The sequence below is a fragment of the Micromonospora sp. NPDC003776 genome, assembly GCF_053605645.1.
The window spans coordinates 1-1,026 of the sequence record NZ_JBSGJR010001007.1; the positions used below are offsets into that span (position 1 = coordinate 1).

General features: G+C 77.2%; 2 protein-coding genes. Both read right to left on the minus strand.

Annotated features, from left to right (window positions below; all coding sequences use genetic code 11):
- Window positions 1–21 precede the first annotated feature (21 nt).
- The gene (locus ACWEVO_RS37105) at window positions 22–483 is read right to left on the minus strand and encodes a PH domain-containing protein (protein WP_452312039.1); all 462 of its coding nucleotides are present in this window, start codon (window positions 481–483) and stop codon (window positions 22–24) included.
- Between the two features lie 35 nt (window positions 484–518).
- The coding region (locus ACWEVO_RS37110) for a DMT family transporter (RefSeq protein ID WP_452312038.1) at window positions 519–1,026 on the minus strand (508 nt) is incomplete at its 5' end.

Below are 1,026 nucleotides of genomic sequence, written 5' to 3' on the forward strand. Positions count from 1 at the left end.
CGCGGGCCGAGCGGGTGGGGGTCAGCGGGGGGACGGGTCGCCGGCGGCGAGGGCGGCCAGGTGGGCCTGGTGCAGGCGGCGCAGGGCCCGCACCCCCTCGACGGCGCGTTCCTTGTCGGCGGCCTGGAGCGCGATCATCGGGAGCAGATCGTCGTCGTGCAGCTCCAGGCTGGCCCACGGCGCGCCCCGGTCGAACCGGACCCCGCGGATCACCTCCCAGGGCAGCTCGTGCGAGCCGATCACGTTGCGGACCCGGACACCCCGGACGTCGGCCACCACCCGCGGGCGGGTGAAGAGCAGGATGCCGAGGGCGCCGAACAGGCCCAGCCCGACCATGGCAAGCTGGTCGCCGCGCTGGAACGTGCCATACCCGTCGCCCGTGGAGCCGCTCAGCGAGGTGGCCACCGCGCTGAACACCACCAGCAGCGCGACCGCGGACACCCAGCAGACCAGCCGGATCCGGCGCGGCCGCACGGTCACCACGGAATCACTCACCGCCGCCGCCTCCCTTCGCTCGCTCACCCGGCCAGTCTGCCATCCGGCGCCGGCTCGGGTTCCGGCGCCACACGGACCGGCCCCCGTCGGCGTACGCCGGCCACCAGCACCGCCAGCACGGTGAGCGCCGCCCCGGCCAGCACCGGCAGCCGGATCCCGGCGCCCCCGGGCAGCACCGTGTCCAGCAGCAGCGCCCCGGCGAGCTGCCCGGCGACCAGCGCCAGACCGGTACGCAGCACCCCGGCGGCGCGGACCCCGACCAGCAGGGCGAGCACGATGCCGACCCCGAACAGGCCGCCGACGTAGAGCCACCACTGCGCGGGCCAGCCGGACCGGGCGACCAACGCGCCGGCCAGCCCGGCCACGACGGCGATCACCGAGCTGCTGACCGCGAAGTTCACCGCCAGCCCGGCGGCCGGGCCGACCGCCGCGGCCACCCGCCCGTTGAGCGCGGACTGCAGCGCCACCGCCAGGCCGCCGACCACCGAGAGCAGGACCAGCCCGACCGCCAGGTCGCCCACCGGCCGGCCG